The following is a 16,365-nucleotide window of genomic DNA, read 5'->3' as shown; positions in this document are numbered from 1 at the left end:
GAATTTGCAACTGCCATGAGTACTCCTGAGGGCCAGACTGCGAGTGATTTTCACCGGTTCCTGAAGCCGCCCGGCTTGAGGTCAATCAATACGGCGTGGTGACCGCAACGGGCGCCTGATGAGCCTTCAGGACCGTGAGGAACTCGTTGGCCTTCTTCATCATCATCGCCAGGTCGGAAGCCACTGCGGCGAAGGCATACCCCTGCTCCAGATAACTTTGAACCAGTTCAGGCGTGCCGCCGACTATCCCCATCGGCATGCCGATACGGCTGGCGCGCACGATCGCATCGCTGATCATTGCCTGAACCTCTGGATGCCCCGGATTACCGATGTGACCGCATGCTGCGGACAGATCGCCCGGGCCAAGGAACAGCGCATCGACCCCGGCAATCGCGGCAATTTCTTCAAGGTTCGCCAGCGCGGTTGGCGTTTCGATCTGCAGGATGCAAGTCACTGCGTCGTTGGCTTCCTTGCCGTAGTTGGCCCAGGTGCCATAGCGGCTGGCACGGTGCACGGCGGCAAAACCGCGGTTGCCCAACGGGGGATACTTCACCGCGTTGACGGCCGCCTGCGCCTGCTCGGCGTTCTCCACGAACGGCACCATGACGTTGAACGAACCCAGGTCCAGTGCTCGCTTGAGCAGCACCGGGTCATTGGCAGCAACCCGCACAATCGGCTGGGCGCCCCCGCAGTGGATGGCCTGGAGGATTTGCCACAGATCGCGAAATTCGATGGGCACGTGTTCCATGTCGACCAATAGCCAGTCAAAACCGGCGTAACCCAGGGCTTCGGCGGTGCTTGCAGACCCGGACATCAGCCAGGTGCCAATGGGAGCGCTGGGGCCGTTCAAGCGGCTGGCAAAGGTCTGGGTTGAGTGTACGTCGGACATGGCGTGCCTCCGGTTTCAGATGGGGTGGCGGCGCTACTGGCGGTGCTTGAAAGCAAAATCGCAGCGCTGCAAATTAGGACTGAAAGCATATTCCAGAAATAATCGCAGCGCTACGATTTTTACTTGTGGTTGTTGATTGAGTCCTTGGGTAGGGGATCGAGGGATAAAAAAATGGAATTGTCTGGTTGACCATTCGGTCAAGAATTACGTAACGCAGTACTTTCTGACCAGGAGCCAGCGATGACAATTGAAGCAGAGACACTCGTACAAATGACCGCCGCGCTGCAGCAGCGCGGGATAGTTCTGGTATCGGATGTGAGGTTTACCCGGGCGGCTTACCGGATGAATCATGTGTGGACGTGTACTGTTGAGTAGGCTGCTTCAGGAATTGCGCATAGGTGATTCCGCTGATGAAACAAATGCCCGGTACAGCGACTGACCTTTGTAGGAGCGAGCTGGCTCGCGAAAACCGTCAACGATAACGCGCGAAGCCTGTGTGTACGCGGCGTCTATACGTTTTTCGCGAGCAAGCTCGCTCCTACAACAGCATTACGACACTGGCTTGGGCGTTTTGGGTGGACTGCCCATCAAGGGTTGGGGTGCTCGCTGGATACCGAATTGGCGGCATCCACGTCGGTCATTTCTTCGTCGACAGACGCCTCATCGTCAGCTGGAAGCGGGACCTCGATTCCACTTCTTATAGGATCATGGCCTGTCTCGTTGTCAGTGCCGCCCGACACGCCCTTCTGGGAAATATTGCCTGGGGCATTCTCGTCGATTTCCATGTTGGCTCTCCGTTCGCAATGCGCGGGAATTCCGCGCTTGTATATGAGAGAGAGCACATCGTTGCAAGTGCCCGGTTATGGACGAACGGGGCTGTGTGGTGGTCTTCTAGTGTGGGCTTATACATATGCGGTGACCGGCACTGAAGCCCAGATCACCAAACTGAATGCCACGCTGGAAAAAATCTTCAATAACCTGCCGCAAGACTGACCCGGCGGGTCAATCCGGCACCGGTGTCGGCAACGGCTCGCCGGCAAAATGCGCAGCGAGGTTGGCCAAGGTCAGGTCCGACATCGCCCGCCGCGTATCCCAGGTGGCACTGGCCATGTGCGGCGCCAGCAGCACGTTGTCCAGATCCAGCAACCGCGCATGCGGCCGCGGTTCATCCTCGAATACGTCCAGCCCTGCCCCCAACAGCCGCCCCTCAGCCAACGCCTGTGCCAGCGCCGCCTCATCGACCACACTGCCGCGCCCCACGTTAATCAGGATGCCCTGGCTGCCCAACGCATCGAGCACGCCGGCATCGACCATGTGATGAGTCGAGTCCCCACCGCCCACTGCAACCAGCAGGAAATCCACCGCCGCCGCCAGTTCGGTGACCGAAGCGTAATACGGGTAGTCCACTCCGAGCGGACGCCGGCCGTGGTAGCTGATCTGCATGTCGAACGCCGCCGCGCGCTGCGCAATCGCCTTGCCGATGCGCCCCAGCCCAACGATTCCCAGACGCTTGCCACTGACCTTGCGAGTGAACGGAAAAGGCCCCTGTTGCCAGCGCCCTTCGCGCACAAAACGGTCCGCCCGTGCAATGCGCCGCGCCGTGCCAAGCAGCAAGGTCATGGCAAAATCGGCGACGTCGTCGGTCAGCACATCCGGCGTATGCGTGACCGCAATGCCACGGGCCCGGGCCGCTTCGACGTCGATGCCGTCATAACCAACGCCAAACACCACGATCACTTGCAGATCCGGCAGGCGCTCGATCAAACCGGCGCTCACCCTCGACTCGCCATTGGCGATCAGCGCGCGAATACCACGCAGCGTTCGCGCCTCCAGTTCCTCGCCGCTCTCACTGCCCTCAAGCACGTCATAGTCGGCATACAGCCGCTCGCTGAGCATGTCTGGCAGACGCGCAACTTTAAGCACGGTTGATTTCATCGATGCCTCCCGGAACAGAAACGGTAGTGACCTTGCGGCTGCGTTTGCCGCCGCCCAAATAGAGCCCTAACAGCCCCCCCGCCAGCAGCGCGGCGGCCACCAGCAACAAGGCATAGTCATAGCTATGGGTGGCGTCCTTGATCCAGCCCATCACCGGCGGCAAGCCCAGGCCGGCAATGTTGGCAATGGAGTTGATCAAGGCAATCGATACGGCAGCCGCCGGCCCGGACAGGTATTCGGTGGTGGTCGCCCAGAACACCGGCGTCGCCGCCCAGTTCAGCCCCACCGCCACCACCAGCAGCACGTACGCCAGCCACTGGTTGCCGGTAAACACTGCCAGGGCCAGCAGCACTCCGGCCGCCAACAATGGCCCACCCAAATGCCAGCCCCGCTCGCCGGTGCGATCGGAGTGACGGCCGTTCAGGTACATGAACACGCACGCCAGGAAGAATGGCATCGCCGATAGCAGGCTGACCACGAACGAGCCCTGCTTCGATACCGACTGCACAATCAGTGGCAGGAACAGCGTGACGCCGATGGTGCCAAACGCCTGCAGCAACCAGAACAGGCTGAGCAACCACACCTGGCGACTGCGAAAAGCCACATGCCAGGCGTCCTTGTGCGAGATCACCGTCGTTGCCTGCTCGGCCTGCATGGTGCGGCTGAGCCAGTCCTTCTGCGCGCTGTCGAGCCAGTGGGTAGAGGCCGGCGTTTCGGGCATGTAGCGCAACACCACGTAGCCCAGCACAATCGCCGGAATGCCTTCGAGCAGGAACAACCAGCGCCAGCCATTAACGCCGAACAGGCCATCCAGATTCAGCAAGGCACCCGACATCGGCAGACCGATCACCGACGCCAGCGCAGCGCCAATGTAGAACCACGACATGGCCCTGGCTCGGTCGCTGCGCGGGAACCACTGGGAGAGGTAGTAGATGATCCCGGGCGTGAAACCCGCTTCGGCGGCCCCCAGCAGCAGACGCATCACGTACAGCTGGTTGGCGCTCTGGATCAGGCTCATGCCCGCGGCAATGATGCCCCAGGTGATCATGATCCGCGCAATCCAGCGCCGCGCACCGACCTTGGTCAGGATCAGGCTGCTCGGCACTTCGAACAGGATGTAGGTCAGGAAGAACAACCCCACGCCGATGCCATACATGCGCAGGCTGAGGCCGAGGTCGGCATTCATCGTCAACGCCGCCACCGAAATGTTCGACTTGTCGATGTAGGCCACCATGTAAAGCAACATGAGGAACGGAATCAGCTTTAGGTTGAGCGTCTTCATGGTGCTGGCGTGCAGACGGCTGTCCAGCGAAGGACCAGTCATGGGGGAATTCCTCTTATTGTCTTTATTCTCGGTGGCCGGACGGCGTCGGGTCACTGGGTTGTGACTGACCTTAAACCAGCCGAGAACTTAGTTCAATATGTGAATTATAAGCCCATTATGTGGGATTTAAGCTGAAACGAATAAGCCTGCGCATCTGGTGCAATGCTGTTCAATAACGGGAACATCGACCCACTGCAGGAGCGAGCTTGCTCGCGAGAAACGCCAACGATAACGCGTGAAGCCAGAGTAAACGCGGCGCCTATAAGTTCTTCGCGAGCAAGCTCGCTCCTACAACGGCATTGGAGCCTACGGGCTTTTTGCGGGGGGATTTCGCCTACGCCTGGAGTGAAGAAGTCCATCTATTGAGATGCCCTCTCCCGTCGGGCAAACTACGCCGTCCCCATTGGCCGATAACAGGAGTTTACGGATGCCATTTCCATTGACGGAATACAATGCTTTGCTGGCCCTCAAGGGCGTGGGGCCGGCCGTTATCGGTCGACTTGAGCAGATGGGCATTGACTCACTGGCGGTGCTCAGCGAGGCGAGTGTTACTGACATCCTGGCTCATGCGTCGGCGGCCACGGGGTCGACTTGCTGGAAAAATAGCCCCCAAGCTCGTGCAGCTATTATGGCGGCCATTGAGCTTGCGAAAGGCGCGCAGTTGAGCAAGTCTGGCACGTAAGGCAGATCGCCTATTTCAATGGGTAAATCGTCTCGGGCAGGAGGAAATCTACCTCGTAGATACCCCGTGCCGCGTGAACGGTCACAGGGTGTGTGACCGGTCTTAAGTCACTCAGCTCCCATGCCAGCCAGCCTTCCTCGAAATAACTTGCACAGGCCGCTTGCATGTCAGCCTGGACGAATGGACGTACAGCTTTTACTCGCACAATCGCGACGGCTGTACCGTCAGGGTCTTCGTCACCCTCCTCATGAAGAAACCGTCCGTTTTCGACAATCAGGAGATCCTCGGAGGGGGCTAAATCTGGATACCAACGACGGACCTCGAGGGTTTTCTCTCCAGAAGCGATCCGGCCCGGGACCAATGCCCACACGGCCTGACACCGAGGGCAACGGGGGCGGCTCGCAAGCATTTGGCGCCGATCCGCGCCCAGACGGTACCCGGCGCCGTACGGCGGGCATTGCAATTCAACCTCGTGCAATCTTGTCATTTGCCAAGGCTTAGGGCAGGGTCGATACCACTGACATCTCTGCCACAGGAGTCACCCATGTCAAAGCTCTATCCCAGTATCGATCCCGAGGGGCTGGTCGAGTACTCGGTGGTCTACACCGACCGCTCGCTCAACCACATGTCGCAGTCCTTCCAGGGGGTGATGAAGAACATTTCCAGCACCCTGAAACAGGTCTACAACGCCGAGGCCGTTGCAGTGGTGCCGGGCAGCGGTACATTTGGCATGGAGGCGGTGGCGCGGCAGTTTGCCGGCGGCCAGCAATGCCTGGTAATCCGCAACGGCTGGTTCAGTTATCGCTGGAGCCAGATCCTGGAGATGGGCAACATCCCGGCGGCGACCACGGTACTCAAAGCTCGACCGGTCGAGACGGGTCGCCAGGCCGCCTATGCTCCGCCCCCGCTGGACGAGGTGCTGGCAGCCATTCAGGCGCACAAGCCACAGGTGGTCTTCGCCCCCCACGTTGAAACCTCATCGGGGATTATCCTGCCCGATGACTATATGCGCGCCGTCGGCGACGCCGTGCATGCGGTGGGTGGCCTGTTCGTGCTGGACTGCATCGCCTCGGGCGCGCTGTGGGTCGATATGCACAAATGCGCCATCGACCTGCTGATCAGCGCACCGCAGAAAGGCTGGAGCGCCTCCCCGTGCTGCGCCCTGGTGATGTTCAGTCCCCTGGCCCTGGCGCGCATCGAACAGACGCAGAGCAGCAGTTTTGCCTGCGACCTGAAAAAATGGCTGCAGATCATGCAGGCCTACGAACAGGGCGGGCATGCCTACCATGCCACCATGCCCAGCGACGCCCTCGCGCGCTTCAACGAAGTGATGAAAGAGACGCAAGCCTACGGCTTCGACAAGGTCCGCGACGAACAACAAGCGCTGGGCGACCGGGTGCGCGCCATGTTGACCGCCAAGGGGATCAAGAGCGTGGCCGCCGCCGGCTTCCAGGCCCCTGGCGTGGTGGTGAGCTACACCGACGATGCCGACATCAAGAGCGGCAAGAAATTTGTCGCCCAAGGCCTGCAGATCGCTGCCGGAGTACCGTTGCAGTGCGACGAGCCAGCCGACTTCCAGACCTTTCGCATCGGTCTATTCGGGCTCGAAAAGCTGCACAATATCGAGCGCACGGTCAGCACCCTGGAACAGGCGCTGGATGAGGTGATGCGTAGCTGATCCATTCACCGGCGCCGGGCTCGTGGAGGATGACAAATCTTCTGCGGGCCTACACCTGATGCCTCAGCGCACTGATGATGAAAGCATGCAGGCCATTCACCGCTTTCGACCCACGCGAAGCCCGGCTGCGCAGAATCGACACCTCCATCGGTTCAATGCTGCCCAAGCCGTGCTCGCTGCCCAAGACCTGAAGCGATGGCTGCACGGTGCACTGGGTAATCGCGGCAATCGCAAGCCCGCCCTCCACTGCCGCCACCTGGCCCGCGAGACTCGAACTGTTGTAGACCACCTTGAATTGGCGGCCCCGTTGGGTCAGTGAATTCACGGCATAAAGCCGAGCCAGGCTTGCGCTTTCGTACACGGCGATCGGCACCGGGTCGCGTCTCCAGAGTTCAAACTGGGGTGAGCCCACCCAAACCATCGGCTCCTTGAAGAGAAACGTCCCGCTTTGCGCCGAGTCCCTGGACACTAGCGCCAGATCCAGATCACCGCTTCGAACCCGCGGAATTAGTGCAGTCGACTGCTCACAGGTCAGCTCTATTTCCACCCCGGCATAGCGCGGCGAAAAACGCTTCAGGAGCGGCGTGAGATACCTGGCGGCGTAGTCCTCCGCGACGCCAAGGCGAATCCGCCCAGACAACTCCTCACCGTGAAAAGCCGCCTGGGTCTCGGCATGCAATGCGAGCATGCGCCGGGCGTAGCTCAACAGCGTCTGACCATCGTCGGTCAGTTGCAGGTGCCTTGGGCCACGACTCAACAACTGCCGTCCAAGCGCGGCCTCCAGCTTCTTCATCTGCATGCTGACAGCGGACTGCGACCGGTTCACCTCATGGGCCGCGCCCGACAGCGAACCGGCATCCACCACCGCCACGAAACACTTGAGCCAATCGATCTGCAAATCACTCGCGGGCATGGCGAATCCTCTATTCGTTAATCGAATGGCTAAGACCTGAATTATGCGCTTTTCATGACAATGCTTCACCCGCAAGATCCTGACCAAATCAACGCTTTGTGGATATGCCCATGCCATTCGACACCTGGTTGCTGTACCTCATTACCTGCTTCGGCATCGCCGTCGTGCCAGGGCCGAATGCGTTACTGGTCCTTACCCATGGCGCGCTTCACGGCAGCCGCAGAACACTGTTCACCATCACCGGCGGCGTACTCGGCTTTGCAGTGGTGCTTGCGCTTTGTGCTTTGGGCCTGGGTGCACTGATCCAGGCATCGGCGACCTGGTTCACCGTATTGAAGGTGGTGGGCGGGCTCTATCTGATCTGGCTGGGCTGGGGGCTGTGGCGGTCTGCGCCGGTCAGTCTTGAGCCGACCGGTGCTACAAGCTTTCGACGCTGGTCGCTGTTCCGCCAAGGACTGGTGTCGGCGCTTTCAAATCCCAAGGCACTGCTGCTGTTTACTGCGTTTATTCCGCCGTTCCTGGATCCGTACAGGAGCATCATTGCGCAAACGGCAGCGATTGCCCTGACGTATGCGGTGGTAGAGTTTGTGGTTGAGTATATGGTGGCAAGTGCAGCGCACCGGGTGCGGCCTTGGCTGGCTCGGACCGGGCGGCGGTTCAATAAGGTATGTGGTGGGTTTTTTGTGGTGTTTGGGTTGGCGTTGCCGATTCATTCGTGAGGGTGTCAGCCGATTTTGCGTATCCTTAAGATGTATGCTGAAAACTGCCGAATCTCAGGCGTTGTCCTTCAAGCGCTTAAGAGGTTTTGAACATGTCAAAGAAGCAAGAAGCGGATGCGGCGGTAGCGACTGCGGCCGATATTGAACGATCGATCCAAGCGTTGAACAGAGTGGTTGAGCGGCTTTGGGGAGATGGTCGAGAGGCGGAGGCCAAGGCGCTGCTTGATGCGTTGGATGCACTTAATCGGGCGTTGGATCGGATCAGGATTGGTGAAAGTCGCAGGGTCAAAACTATTCACTGAAGGTGAATGCCCATGCTAAGCCCGGTTCAGCGCCGGGCTTGCTCTTGCTGCTATTGCCCGGCAGCCCGCACGGTTCCAGTCGTGGCAACTACCTCCCGGAATATCGTATGGCAGCGAGTCAGGCGTCCTGCAGAATCAGGTCGGCGCCCTTTTCCGCCACCATCAGTACGGCGGCGTGGGTATTACCGCTGGTCACGTTGGGGAAAATCGACGCATCGACAATGCGTAAACCCTCAAGACCGTGGACTTTGAGCCGTTTGTCGACCACTGATTTCTGTTCATCGGCACCCATCGCGCACGAACCGCACAGGTGATAAATCGAGCCGCTGTTCTCGCGAAAGTACTGCAACATCTGCTCGTCGCTTTCGACCACTGGCCCGGGCAATACCTCGGCGACGGTGATGCCCTTGAGCGCCGGCGCCTGCATGATCTTGCGCATCAGCCGACTGCCCTGGATCACCTCGTCGATATCCTTTTGCGTGCTGAGGTAATTGGGGTCGATCAGTGCCGCGTCCCGAGGGTTCTTTGACTTGATTTCAATGTACCCGCGGCTGGTCGGCCGGCACGGGTTGAAGCACAGTAGGAAGCCTGAGTACGGCTCTGGCTTGAGGCTGGCCTTGTTGTTTTTCGGGATTTGATAAGACAGCGGGTTGAAGTACAACTGCAAGTTTGGATTGGCCTGCGCCTCATTGCCACGGAAGAAGCCGCCAGCCTGATTGACACTCATCGCCAGCGCGCCCTTGCGGGTCAGCAAATACTTGAGTCCGAGCTTGAACTGACCGAACAGAGAACTGAGCTGATCATTCAGCGTCGGGATGTTGGCCTTGTAGTAATAGCTGGCGCACAGGTGATCTTGCAGGTTCTGCCCCACCGCCGGCAGGTGTTTGACCAGCGGGATTTGATGCTTGGCCAGCAACGCCTGATCGGCCACACCAGACAGTTGCAGAATTTTCGGCGTATCGACGGCACCGGCGCAGAGAATCACTTCCTTCTTCGCCGTAAAGGTGCGGACCACGCCACGTTGGGTCACGGAAATACCCGTGGCCCGCTCGCCCTCGAACAACACCCGATCCACCAGAGCGTAATGCTCCACCTTCAGATTTGGCCGGCTCAATGCCGGGTGCAAATGCGCAAAACTGCTGGAACTGCGCTGGCCGTTTTTGGTGTTTACGTCGTAGATGCCCGAACCTTCGAATTTCGGCCCGTTGAAGTCGTCGCTGTGCGGGTAGCCCAGTTCGTTGCACCCTTTAAGGAACACATCGCAGATCGGATGGGTCTGGCCCTTCATCGGGGTGATGCTGATCGGGCCGCTGCCACCATGGTATTCGCTATCGCCCAGCGGATGATTTTCCAGCTTGCGGAAGTACGGCAGCACGTCCTTGAACCCCCAGCCGTCGTTGCCGTTGGCCGCCCAATCGTCGAAGTCATGGGCCTGACCACGGACGTAGACCATTGCATTGATCGAGCCCGAACCACCCTGCACTTTGCCGCGCGGGGCATAGATTTCGCGGTTGTTCAGCTGCTTTTGCGGCTGGCTGTAGTACATCCAGTTGAAGGTCGGGTTGTAATACATTTTGGCGAAGCCAACGGGGATCTTGAACCATAGGGAACTGTCCTTGCCGCCCGCTTCCAGCAGCAGCACCGTGTATTTCCCCGAGGCCGAGAGTCGGTTGGCGAGGATGCAGCCGGCGGCGCCGGCGCCAGCGATGATGTAGTCGTATGTCATGCACGGTTACCGCGTAAGTCGTTATCCAAAAAAACGCCAATCCCCTGTGGCAGCGAGCTTGCTCGCGATGGCGTCCGGTCAGTCAACATCTGTACCGAATGTGACGCCCTCATCGCGAGCAAGCTCGCTCCAACATGGACTGTGCTTGCTGACAGATCGTCCATTAGCCTCTGGCCGGCGATGTGTCTTTGACGTCTGCCGGAGTCGGTGCCATTTGCAGGTGCAAACGCTCGCCGGTGTACGGCGAATGCATGCGCACCACGTCCATGTTCAATTCCACTCCAAGGCCCGGCTCGGTGGACGGGATGATGTAGCCGTCCTCCCATTGCAGCGGCTTGGTCAGAACTTCGGAATGGAACCCGCCCCAGGTCATGATGCTCTCCTGGATCAGGAAGTTCGGCGTGCAGGTCGCCAACTGGAAACTCGCCGCTGCGCCAATCGGCCCGTTGTAGAGGTGTGGCGCGATTTGCGCGTAATAGGCCTCGGCCATACTGGCGATCTTCTTGGCTTCCAGCAGACCACCGCAACGGGCGACGTTCATTTGCAGAATTGACGCCCCGCCGGCCTGCAACAGCTTGAAGAATTCGTACTTGGTGGTCAGCCGCTCGCCCGTGGCAATCGGAATGCTGGTTTTGGCCGCGACTTGCGCCATGGCCTCTTCCTGACCCGGCGGCACCGGTTCCTCAAACCACAGCGGATCGTATTTCTCCAGGCGCTTGGCCAGGCGAATCGCCGAGGACGGCACCATTTGCCCGTGGGTGCCAAACAGCAGGTCGCACTTGTCGCCCACCGCTTCGCGGATCTTGCGGCAGAAGGTTTCGCAGCGTTCCAGCACTTCCAGGGAGATCTGGTGCCCGGAGTACGCGGTGTAGGGTCCGGCCGGGTCGAACTTCAAGGCGGTGAAGCCTTTGTTCATATTCTCGATCGCGCATTCGGCGGCCAGGTCCGGGTCGTCGTAGTCGTACTCGCCCTTACTGTTGACCGGGTAAAGGTAAGTGTAGGAACGCAGGCGTTCGTTGACCTTGCCGCCCAACAACTCATACACCGGTTTGTTCGCCGCTTTGCCAATGATGTCCCAGCAGGCCATCTCCAGGCCGCTGACCACGCCCATCATGGTCAGGTCAGGACGCTGAGTGAAACCGCTGGAATACGCTTGGCGGAAAAAGCGCTCGATGTGGTGCGGGTCGTGGTTGAGCAGGTAGCGTTCGAACACATCTTCGATGATCGGCAGCATGGCTTTAGGGCCGAAGGTAGCGGCGTAGATCTCGCCCACGCCTTCGATGCCGCAATCGGTCTTGAGCTTGACGAACAGCCAGTACATGCCGCCGATGTGCGGTGGTGGAACGGCAACAATATGGGTTTCAAGGGCGACGATTTTCATCTCAGGCACCTGCTTATTTCAAAGAAATTAATTCAAAGAAGTCTTGATAGAAGATTGACGGTTGATACGAGCGCGCAAGGTCAGGGCCGCGAGGGTCCCGAGCAGGCCGACGAAGGCGATGTAACCGAAATACAACTGGTAACCAACGGCTCCGGGGAAGTGCTCGGTGAGGTAGCCGTTGATCAGCGGAATAAAGGCGTCTGGCAGGTAACCGACCACCGAGACGATGCCGATGGCCAGGCCGGTGATGCGCAGCGGAATGTTGCAGGTATCGAGGATCGCCCAGTACAAACCGCGAATCGCGTAAGTCATCAGGCCAATGAAGATCACCGTACCGATTAGCAGGCCCATGCTGTTAAGCGCCGGGAACACGATCAGGCCGACCATCGCCAGCGTCGCGCAGAACAGCGCCACGATAAGCACCGAGATGTTCGAGAACTTGTCACCGAGCCAGCCGCCGCCGATGCCGCCAATCGGACGCATCCACAATTTGATGGTCGTGATGGTACCGGCCATGACCGCGGTCATGCCGCCGCCCTGCAAGTAATCGGAGAAGCTGTAGGTGGCCCAGAAAATGTGATATCCGCAGAACACGATGGCGGTGACCAGCCACAGTTCAGGAATTTTCACCAAGGTCGTCAGGTCGCTGAGCAGGTTGTACTTGCCCTTCTCCACTGGCGCGGTGTCTTCCATCGACTTCGGGTCCTTGATCAGCACCAGCACGCAGCCGATGGCGATACAGGTCAAGGCGTACAGGTAGACGACGTGTTTGAAGCCTTCGGCCGCCGACTCGCCACGGGTTTCGGTGGCGAAGGCGAACAGGCCCAAGGCAACGGTCGCCAGCAAGGCTTCCACCAAACCACGACCGCCATCGAGGATGCCGAAGAACCGGCCCTGCTCGGTGTGATGGGCAATCATCTTCACCCGCTTGAGCACCGAGGCCCAGAAGGTCAGACCGGTGGTCAGGCCCCAGCAGCCGAAGATGATCATCAGACCGCTCATCGACGGCGCCGTTGAATACCAAAGCCCCAATATGCCGGTAGCCACCAGCGAAAAGAAAATCAGAAAACGCGGCGCGATACGGTCTGCCAGCCAGCCGCTCGGCAAGTAGCTGAGCAGGAAGATTGTCCCCAACATCGAATATAGATAACCCAACTCGCTGTGGTTGATCTGGAACACTTCGAGCATGGTGGTCTGGTAGACCTGACGCAGGTACAGGATCGGATAGATCGCACCTGCCGCCAGCACCAATAGCATCAACTGGAAATAGCGACTTCCCTTGTCACTGTGGCTTTTTGAACCCGCGTTCGAACCCTGAACAGCGGCAACTGTGGTTGCAGGCTTGGACATCTGTGAGACCTCGGGCAGCCCGGTGGTCCGGGTGCCCCAAATAATTGTTTTTATAGGTGTGGCGTGAGGCGTGTTTCGGGTGGATCAATACTTCATCACCACCAGACGAGTCTGAGTGAATTCGAGCATGCCGTGCTTGCCGTCATCGCCGCCCAGACCGGAACGTTTCCAGCCGGCGTGGAAGCCCTGGTAAGGGTCAGCCGGGGTACGATTGACGTACAACTCGCCGGCCTCGATGGCGTTGGCGACTTTCATGGTGGTGCGGTAGTCCTCGGTATACAGCACCGACGACAGGCCGAACTGGTGATCGTTGGCCATGGCCAGCGCTTCGTCGATGTCGCGGTACTTGAGCACCGGCAGCACCGGACCGAAGACTTCTTCCTGGATGATTTCCATGTCCTGACGGCAGTTGCTGAGCAGGGTCGGCGGGTAGAAATGACCGTTGCCCTGCGGGATAAATCCACCGGTTTCCAGTACAGCACCGTCGGCGATGGCGCGCTCGACCATGGCGTGGATATTCTGTTGCGAACTGGCGTTGACCAATGGGCCCATGAGGCTCGCATCAGTGGCGCGGTCGCCGAACTTCACGGCACTGATCTTGGCTTTGAGCAAGGCGAGGAATTGTTCGTAGACACTTTCCTGAACGTAGACCCGTTCGACCGCTGTGCACAACTGGCCGCAGTGGGTGATCTTGGAAGCCACGACGGCACTGGCGGCGGCTTCAAGGTCAGCATCGGCTTCGATGATTGCCGGGGTCTTGCCGCCCAGTTCCAGCGATGGTTTGGCAATATTGGCCTTGCAGTAATCGAGCACGATGCGCCCGGCGTTGACGCTGCCGGTCAGGGTGATCAAGCCGACGGCTTTGTGAGTGCACACCGCAGCGGCGGTGGCGTGGTCCATGGTCAAGATGTTAACCACGCCCGCGGGCAGACCGGATTGCTGCACAGCCTTGGCAATTTCAAACGCCGAGGTCGGGGTGTTGTTGCTCGGACGCACCACCACGGTGTTGCCGGCAATCAGCGCCGGGGCGATTTTGCGCAGCAAGGTGTAGACCGGGTAGTTGAACGGGATCAGGCAGGCGACCACACCGATTGGTTCACGGTGCAGAAAGAGGTTTTCGTTGGGGGAGTCACTGGGGATGATCTCGCCTTCGATACGACGCGCCCACTCCGCGTGGTAACGGGTGATCTGCGCGGCGTAACGGGCTTCGTTACTGGCGTCGCTGACGCTCTTGCCGGATTCGGCGGCCAGGGCTTTACCGATGTTATCGGCACAGGCGTCCAGGGCGTCGGCGAACGAGCGCAGATGTTCGGCACGTTCGATGCTCGTGAGCTTGCCCCAAAGCTTTTGCGCCGCAGCAGCGGCTTCGACAGCGGCGGTGGCTTCAGCGGTGGTAGCCGCCGAAACCTGACCGACCAAGGCTTCGGTCGCCGGGTTGTAGACTGCAATCAGCGCATCGCTTGCAGGCTCAATGAAGTGACCGTTTACAAAATTTCGCTCAAGTCGCATGTGCATCGCCCATCGTTGTTTTTATCCAGTCCCCGCAGTCTTGGCATCCTGGACGGGTTGAACAAACGATTTATTGAGCGGGAGAACATTCGAAAAAGGCATGTTATACCGAAAATACTCTATTCCCTGTAGGAGCTGCCGAAGGCTGCGATCTTTTGATCTTGTTTTTAACGAAGCCAAGTCAAGAGATCGCAGCCTTCGGCAGCGCCTACAGGGGGGGGGGATTTGCGGTGTTTCAGGTGGCAGCGGTGGAGGGCTCGAGCTGCCGTTGCGCCAACCAGATCTCTTCCTGCAACCACTGGCTGAACACCTGCAATTGCGGCATCAAGGTCTGTTCCGGCCGGGTCACCAGCCAGTAGGATTGATGCCCTTCCACGTGCACGTTCAGCACCTGAGTCAACTGCCCGCTGGCCAGCTCCGGCGCAACCATGTGCCAGTCGGCAATGGTAATGCCCAAGCCATCAGTGGCGGCGCGAATGGCCAGGTCCAGCAGGTCGAATTCATAACCGCCCTGGGTGTCGACCCCACTGATTTTCGCCGCATCCAGCCAGTGTTTCCAGGTCAGGTAGCGCTGATCTTCCCGAGCCAGTACATGCAGCAACGTCAGGCGATTGAGGTCGATGCCCCGCTCACTCAACTCCCGAGCGTACAACGATGGCGCACACACGGCGATGTGCCGTTCCTGGATCAGCAATGAGCTGTCCAGACCATCCCATTCACCATCGCCAAAACGGATCGCGCAGTCCAGAGTGCTGGTCTCCGCCAGGCTGTCTTGCAGGCGCGTGGTGATGCTCAACTCCAGCTCCGGGTGCTTTTCCCGCAACCGTCCGAGTCGCGGCATCAGCCAGCGACTGGTGAAAGTCGGCGGCGCATTGATGTGCAGGCGATTGGCGTGGGATTTCTGCTGGATGCTGCGCACCGTCAGCTCTATCTTGTCGAATGACTGGTGCAGCGCCCGCAGCAACACTCGGCCGGCACTGGTCAATTCGAGGTGATGATGCCGGCGCTCCAACAGGTTTTCACCGAGCTGTTCTTCGAGCTGGCGCACTTGGCGGCTGACCGCACTCTGGGTGACATTCAGCAACTCCGCCGCCCGGGTAAAGCTGCCGGTGCTGCCGGCCACTTCGAAGGCTTTGAGCGCATTGAGCGCGGGCATTTTGCGTTTCATAAAGAGTACTCGCGCAGAGGCTGACGAGTGCCAAGCATCCCACGGCTTGTGGGAAATTTCCCGAGTAACATGCATTTTTGTGTTGTGTAGGACGATTTCCGTGACCTGGCACCAACCCTGTGGCAAGGGTCTTGCCCCGGTTAGGCAGCGAAGCGGCGCGAAAACCTGCAACCTCAACGAATCAGGCACAACACCATCGACTGGCTGGCGGGTGCTTCGCAACCGATTGGTTGCAAGCGACCTCGCCACAGGTAATCGGCAATATTCAGATTGCGTCGGTTTTAGCTCAGCACCTGTCGCTCACGCATAAATAGCATGCGTATTTCGCCTCACACTCATGACTATTAAGCACTGGCTGCATTGCTTATATAAACGCTAGTCTGACTTCCATTAAACTCCTTAATAAGCCAACGCACTTACATAGGGCGAAACCTGCAACTTCGCCCTGTTGCAATTAACCTGTTCGAGCCAAACACATGCCAATCACTGCAAATTCACCCACAAGAAGTATTGGCGTATTGGCCCTGATCTTCACCGCGTGTAACGCCACTACCCACGGCTTCAGTATTTTTCTGTATTCGGCGTTATTACCCGAAATCCGTCAGGTATTCGAACTGAGCTACAGCCAGGCCGCGTTCATTGCGGCGCTGTTGCAGTTGTTCGTATCCGCTCCGTGAACCCCACATTCCAAGCGGATAGCTGACGGCTGATGCTGTGCTCCCGATTTTCTTCAGGAGCCCATCACCATGATGCGTCCCAATGCCAGCGTTGAAAAAGTGTACCTCTACC

The 16,365-nt window shown here is 59.0% G+C and carries 15 protein-coding genes and 1 pseudogene; 5 read left to right on the top strand and 11 right to left on the bottom strand.

Features of this window, described 5'->3' with window-relative positions:
• Positions 1–85: 85 nt before the first annotated feature.
• The 4 genes from IMW75_RS21475 to IMW75_RS21460 all read right to left on the bottom strand — a co-directional run bounded on the left by IMW75_RS21475 (position 86) and on the right by IMW75_RS21460 (position 4,148).
• Positions 86–889 (bottom strand): HpcH/HpaI aldolase family protein, encoded by an 804-nt coding sequence (locus IMW75_RS21475; RefSeq protein ID WP_045060484.1) that lies wholly within the window; start codon positions 887–889, stop codon positions 86–88.
• A gap of 587 nt (positions 890–1,476) precedes the next feature.
• Complete coding sequence (locus IMW75_RS21470) at positions 1,477–1,674, bottom strand: hypothetical protein (RefSeq protein WP_205893695.1); 198 nt, start codon at positions 1,672–1,674, stop codon at positions 1,477–1,479.
• Between the two features lie 217 nt (positions 1,675–1,891).
• Entirely contained in the window at positions 1,892–2,824 is a 933-nt protein-coding gene (locus IMW75_RS21465; RefSeq protein ID WP_205893694.1) for a 2-hydroxyacid dehydrogenase, read from the bottom strand.
• A complete protein-coding gene (locus IMW75_RS21460) occupies positions 2,805–4,148 on the bottom strand; it encodes an MFS transporter (protein ID WP_045060481.1) in 1,344 nt (447 codons plus the stop codon). Before IMW75_RS21460 ends, IMW75_RS21465 begins: the two co-directional genes overlap by 20 nt.
• Positions 4,149–4,575: 427 nt before the next feature.
• On the opposite strand from IMW75_RS21460, the gene IMW75_RS21455 reads away from it, so the two are divergent.
• Positions 4,576–4,830 (top strand): helix-hairpin-helix domain-containing protein, encoded by a 255-nt coding sequence (locus IMW75_RS21455; RefSeq protein ID WP_205893693.1) that lies wholly within the window; start codon positions 4,576–4,578, stop codon positions 4,828–4,830.
• Positions 4,831–4,840: 10 nt separating this feature from the next.
• On the opposite strand, the gene IMW75_RS21450 is transcribed toward IMW75_RS21455, so the two are convergent.
• Entirely contained in the window at positions 4,841–5,239 is a 399-nt protein-coding gene (locus tag IMW75_RS21450; protein WP_205893692.1) for an ASCH domain-containing protein, read from the bottom strand.
• A gap of 135 nt (positions 5,240–5,374) precedes the next feature.
• Between IMW75_RS21450 and IMW75_RS21445 the strand changes: the two genes are divergently transcribed.
• Positions 5,375–6,508 (top strand): pyridoxal-phosphate-dependent aminotransferase family protein, encoded by a 1,134-nt coding sequence (locus tag IMW75_RS21445; RefSeq protein WP_205893691.1) that lies wholly within the window; start codon positions 5,375–5,377, stop codon positions 6,506–6,508.
• A 49-nt stretch (positions 6,509–6,557) separates the two neighbouring features.
• Here the strand turns inward: IMW75_RS21445 and IMW75_RS21440 are convergent, their stop codons facing one another.
• Positions 6,558–7,421, bottom strand: a complete 864-nt coding sequence (locus IMW75_RS21440; protein WP_205893690.1) for a LysR family transcriptional regulator — start codon at positions 7,419–7,421, stop codon at positions 6,558–6,560.
• A gap of 110 nt (positions 7,422–7,531) precedes the next feature.
• Between IMW75_RS21440 and IMW75_RS21435 the strand changes: the two genes are divergently transcribed.
• Together IMW75_RS21435 and IMW75_RS21430 are read left to right on the top strand one after the other, a co-directional pair.
• On the top strand, positions 7,532–8,140 hold the full coding sequence (locus IMW75_RS21435) for a LysE family translocator (protein ID WP_205893689.1): 609 nt from the start codon (positions 7,532–7,534) through the stop codon (positions 8,138–8,140).
• 92 nt (positions 8,141–8,232) lie between these two features.
• On the top strand, positions 8,233–8,442 hold the full coding sequence (locus IMW75_RS21430) for a hypothetical protein (RefSeq protein ID WP_205893688.1): 210 nt from the start codon (positions 8,233–8,235) through the stop codon (positions 8,440–8,442).
• A gap of 118 nt (positions 8,443–8,560) precedes the next feature.
• Here the strand turns inward: IMW75_RS21430 and IMW75_RS21425 are convergent, their stop codons facing one another.
• From IMW75_RS21425 to IMW75_RS21405, 5 genes are all read right to left on the bottom strand, one after another.
• On the bottom strand, positions 8,561–10,168 hold the full coding sequence (locus IMW75_RS21425) for a GMC family oxidoreductase (protein ID WP_205893687.1): 1,608 nt from the start codon (positions 10,166–10,168) through the stop codon (positions 8,561–8,563).
• A gap of 163 nt (positions 10,169–10,331) precedes the next feature.
• Positions 10,332–11,549 carry a mandelate racemase/muconate lactonizing enzyme family protein gene (locus IMW75_RS21420; RefSeq protein ID WP_205893686.1) on the bottom strand — a complete coding sequence of 406 codons (1,218 nt, stop codon included), beginning with the start codon at positions 11,547–11,549 and terminating at the stop codon, positions 10,332–10,334.
• Between the two features lie 27 nt (positions 11,550–11,576).
• Complete coding sequence (locus IMW75_RS21415) at positions 11,577–12,899, bottom strand: MFS transporter (RefSeq protein WP_205893685.1); 1,323 nt, start codon at positions 12,897–12,899, stop codon at positions 11,577–11,579.
• Between the two features lie 84 nt (positions 12,900–12,983).
• On the bottom strand, positions 12,984–14,408 hold the full coding sequence (gene aldA / locus IMW75_RS21410; RefSeq protein ID WP_205893722.1) for an aldehyde dehydrogenase: 1,425 nt from the start codon (positions 14,406–14,408) through the stop codon (positions 12,984–12,986).
• A gap of 235 nt (positions 14,409–14,643) precedes the next feature.
• Positions 14,644–15,576, bottom strand: coding sequence for a LysR substrate-binding domain-containing protein (locus tag IMW75_RS21405; protein ID WP_122838350.1), 933 nt, complete (start codon positions 15,574–15,576; stop codon positions 14,644–14,646).
• A 476-nt stretch (positions 15,577–16,052) separates the two neighbouring features.
• Between IMW75_RS21405 and IMW75_RS21400 the strand changes: the two are divergent.
• Positions 16,053–16,238: pseudogene (locus IMW75_RS21400) on the top strand (MFS transporter); the annotation flags it as partial.
• Positions 16,239–16,365: the final 127 nt, after the last annotated feature.

The organism is Pseudomonas gregormendelii (genome assembly GCF_017114825.1).
Lineage (GTDB): Bacteria > Pseudomonadota > Gammaproteobacteria > Pseudomonadales > Pseudomonadaceae > Aquipseudomonas > Aquipseudomonas gregormendelii.
This window is presented reverse-complemented; position numbering and strand designations above follow the sequence as displayed.

What these genes read in the sequence shown, in the direction of transcription:
- aldA (WP_205893722.1), bottom strand. Translation starts at nt 14,408, where the DNA reads ATGCGACTTGAGCGAAATTTTGTAAACGGTCACTTCATTGAGCCTGCA.
- IMW75_RS21430 (WP_205893688.1), top strand. Translation starts at nt 8,233, where the DNA reads ATGTCAAAGAAGCAAGAAGCGGATGCGGCGGTAGCGACTGCGGCCGAT.
- IMW75_RS21470 (WP_205893695.1), bottom strand. Translation starts at nt 1,674, where the DNA reads ATGGAAATCGACGAGAATGCCCCAGGCAATATTTCCCAGAAGGGCGTG.
- IMW75_RS21445 (WP_205893691.1), top strand. Translation starts at nt 5,375, where the DNA reads ATGTCAAAGCTCTATCCCAGTATCGATCCCGAGGGGCTGGTCGAGTAC.
- IMW75_RS21455 (WP_205893693.1), top strand. Translation starts at nt 4,576, where the DNA reads ATGCCATTTCCATTGACGGAATACAATGCTTTGCTGGCCCTCAAGGGC.
- IMW75_RS21475 (WP_045060484.1), bottom strand. Translation starts at nt 889, where the DNA reads ATGTCCGACGTACACTCAACCCAGACCTTTGCCAGCCGCTTGAACGGC.
- IMW75_RS21440 (WP_205893690.1), bottom strand. Translation starts at nt 7,421, where the DNA reads ATGCCCGCGAGTGATTTGCAGATCGATTGGCTCAAGTGTTTCGTGGCG.
- IMW75_RS21450 (WP_205893692.1), bottom strand. Translation starts at nt 5,239, where the DNA reads ATGCTTGCGAGCCGCCCCCGTTGCCCTCGGTGTCAGGCCGTGTGGGCA.
- IMW75_RS21405 (WP_122838350.1), bottom strand. Translation starts at nt 15,576, where the DNA reads ATGAAACGCAAAATGCCCGCGCTCAATGCGCTCAAAGCCTTCGAAGTG.
- IMW75_RS21425 (WP_205893687.1), bottom strand. Translation starts at nt 10,168, where the DNA reads ATGACATACGACTACATCATCGCTGGCGCCGGCGCCGCCGGCTGCATC.
- IMW75_RS21460 (WP_045060481.1), bottom strand. Translation starts at nt 4,148, where the DNA reads ATGACTGGTCCTTCGCTGGACAGCCGTCTGCACGCCAGCACCATGAAG.
- IMW75_RS21435 (WP_205893689.1), top strand. Translation starts at nt 7,532, where the DNA reads ATGCCATTCGACACCTGGTTGCTGTACCTCATTACCTGCTTCGGCATC.
- IMW75_RS21465 (WP_205893694.1), bottom strand. Translation starts at nt 2,824, where the DNA reads ATGAAATCAACCGTGCTTAAAGTTGCGCGTCTGCCAGACATGCTCAGC.
- IMW75_RS21420 (WP_205893686.1), bottom strand. Translation starts at nt 11,549, where the DNA reads ATGAAAATCGTCGCCCTTGAAACCCATATTGTTGCCGTTCCACCACCG.
- IMW75_RS21415 (WP_205893685.1), bottom strand. Translation starts at nt 12,899, where the DNA reads ATGTCCAAGCCTGCAACCACAGTTGCCGCTGTTCAGGGTTCGAACGCG.